At 41.3% G+C, this 2,644-nt stretch carries 2 protein-coding genes; both read right to left on the bottom strand.

The window, feature by feature from the left end:
- Positions 1-484: SDR family NAD(P)-dependent oxidoreductase (locus ACW6OJ_RS08070; protein ID WP_456096279.1), on the bottom strand; the 484-nt coding region annotated here is incomplete at its 3' end.
- Positions 433-2,244, bottom strand: coding sequence for an aminopeptidase P family protein (locus ACW6OJ_RS08075; protein WP_456096280.1), 1,812 nt, complete (start codon positions 2,242-2,244; stop codon positions 433-435). The genes ACW6OJ_RS08070 and ACW6OJ_RS08075, both read right to left, overlap by 52 nt.
- Positions 2,245-2,644 lie beyond the last annotated feature (400 nt).

Here is a 2,644-nt window from a genome sequence, read left to right on the forward strand (position 1 = left end):
CTATAAATTTTTTTAGATAATGCTTCATTAATATATGAAGACTCTCTATATTTACATGAATCATATTCAGCTCCTTGTCCAGGTCTGTCTCCCCGAAGAAACCAAGGTCACCAAATCCTGCATTATTAACTAGGAGGTCAACCCTGATAGCCTCTTTATCTTCCAGCTGGTCTATTTTTTTACACAGGTCTCTTGCAGCTGAAGCTTGGCTAAGGTCAGCTTCTATTATATAAGTTTTGAACTTTAGGTCCTGAGCGAGGTCTTCTAACCTAGACCTCCTTCTAGCAACTAGGATAGACCCATAGCCATAGGATTCTAATTGCTTTACAATCTCCCTACCTATGCCAGAGCTGGCCCCTGTTACCAAGGCCCACTTGGCAGGCCTTATATTTTTTTCCATAATTTCATCCTCTTTCTCTATACGTCCTTTTACTATATTAAGTCTAGCCAATACTGGACGGGTCTTGTCGCCTCTCTTAACCAAAGTCTTTCTTCTTCCTCTAAGGCTGGACCTATAAGGTCATAAACTCTTTGATGATATTCATTTAGGTAGGTCTTATCATCCTCTGTCAGCATATCTACCAAGACAGGGTCTAGGTCTATAGGACAGTAGGTAAGGGCTTCAAAAAACATAAACTGTCCATATTCATTTTTAGGCCCCTTCCTTACCAATAGCTCGTTTTCTATCCTTATACCATGCGATCCCCCTATATATAGACCTGGTTCATCAGTTATTACCATACCCTCCTCTAGTCTAGTGGCTGGTTTGCCACCAGCCTGCCACCTGAAGCTAATCGGTGGCTCGTGGATGTTGGCTAGGTAGCCCACACCATGACCAGTACCATGGTTGTAGTTTAGGTAGGCATCCCAAAGTGGCTGTCTAGCAAGAATATCTAGGTTGGCTCCTGAACACCCATACAGGAACTTAGACCTGGCTAGCCTTATATGGGCCTGTAATACCCTAGTATAGTCCTCCTTCATCCTCTGGCTAACCTGGCCCAGGGCAATAGTCCTACTGATATCAGTAGACCCCTGTATATAGTTACCTCCCGTATCATTTAGCAGGAAACTACCCTTGGCTAGTCCTACATTCGACTTGTCATCTGCCTCATAGTGGACTATTGCTCCATGGTATCCAAAGGCAGATATTGGTGCGAAGCTAGGACATATAAAGCCCTCCTGGTCTCTCCTTAAGCTTTCTAACTTGTCAGAAACAGACATTTCTGTTTGATTACCTATTCGACCTGCCTCTACTTCTTTTTTTAACCAATATAGGTACTTTGTGTGGGCTATCCCATCCTTTATATGCGCCTGCCTTATGTTATCTATTTCTACCTTATTTTTTTTGGTCTTCATCATAATTGTAGGGTTATCTCCCTCTATTATAAGGTCCTTATCCCCTATATTTCCGTATATGGCATAGTTGACCCAGTCTGGATCAAGTAGAATTTCTTCTCTTATATCCCTTATATCCTCATAGATACCATCATAGGGCCTTATTTCCACCCTGTCATTCATTAGACCTACTAGTATTTCGTCACATATTTTTTCCTTATCTATATATAGGACTGCCCTATCCATATATACTATTAGGTAGGACAAGGTTAGGGGGAAGTAATCTACATCTCTCCCTCTTATATTTAGGATCCAGCCTATATCATCCAGGCTGGTGATAATATGGACTTGAGCCCCTATGGCTTCCATGGATGACCTGAGTCTGGCTAGCTTGTCATGCCTCGATTCTCCGGCATACTCAGTCCCCAGTTCAAACACAGGCTCCCTTGCCATGGGTGGTCTGTCCTTCCAGACCTGGTCTATTAGGTCTAGGTCATAGGTCAAGCTTCCTTTCTTGTCCGCCACTATTTTCTCTAAGACTAGACCTTGACCATATGTAACACATCTGCCATCAAAGGCTAGTCGTCCTCCATGAGCCAACCTATCCTCTATAAAGGCTTCAAGGCTCGGTACCCCTTCTTGACCCATCCTATATAGGTCTATACCAGACCCCTCCAATTGGTCTTCTGCTTGCAAAAAGTACCTACCATCTGTCCATAGGCCTGCCCAGTCTTTACCTACTAGAACACTTCCAGCAGAACCTGTAAAACCGCTTATATAGGCCCTCTCCATAAAGTACCTGCCTACATTCTCACTATTGTGGTAGTCAGCAGTAGGCACCAAGTATATATCTATCTGATGTTCCTTCATTAAGCCCCTTAAGGCCTCAAGTCTTTGTTTAACCTTCATAACTTTTATAGCACCCCCTCCTCAGTAAATTGTAAATGCTCTAATTTAAATTATACCATATTTATCCTAAGCATATTTCTATCTTTCGCCTACTAGTCAAAATCAGACCAGACATATTTTTTGCAAAAATTTAGCGTTGGGAGAGAATTTTTTCTCTCACCAACGCTAAATATTATACAACCAATGGAAAGGTATAAAATACAAAAGGGCAACATCCATAGTTATCAGTTTGCTATGGATGCTGCCGCATAATTTAATAGATTTTATTGATTTAAATTATCACCAACGTTATTTGACATAGAGCCCTTTTTATCAATGTTTGTACATGGTGTAGAGACTTCTTAATCCTTGAGCTAAACCAAACACCATAAAAAAAAATGATAGAATAGTCATTGTTATT

The organism is Peptostreptococcus sp., assembly GCF_977045075.1.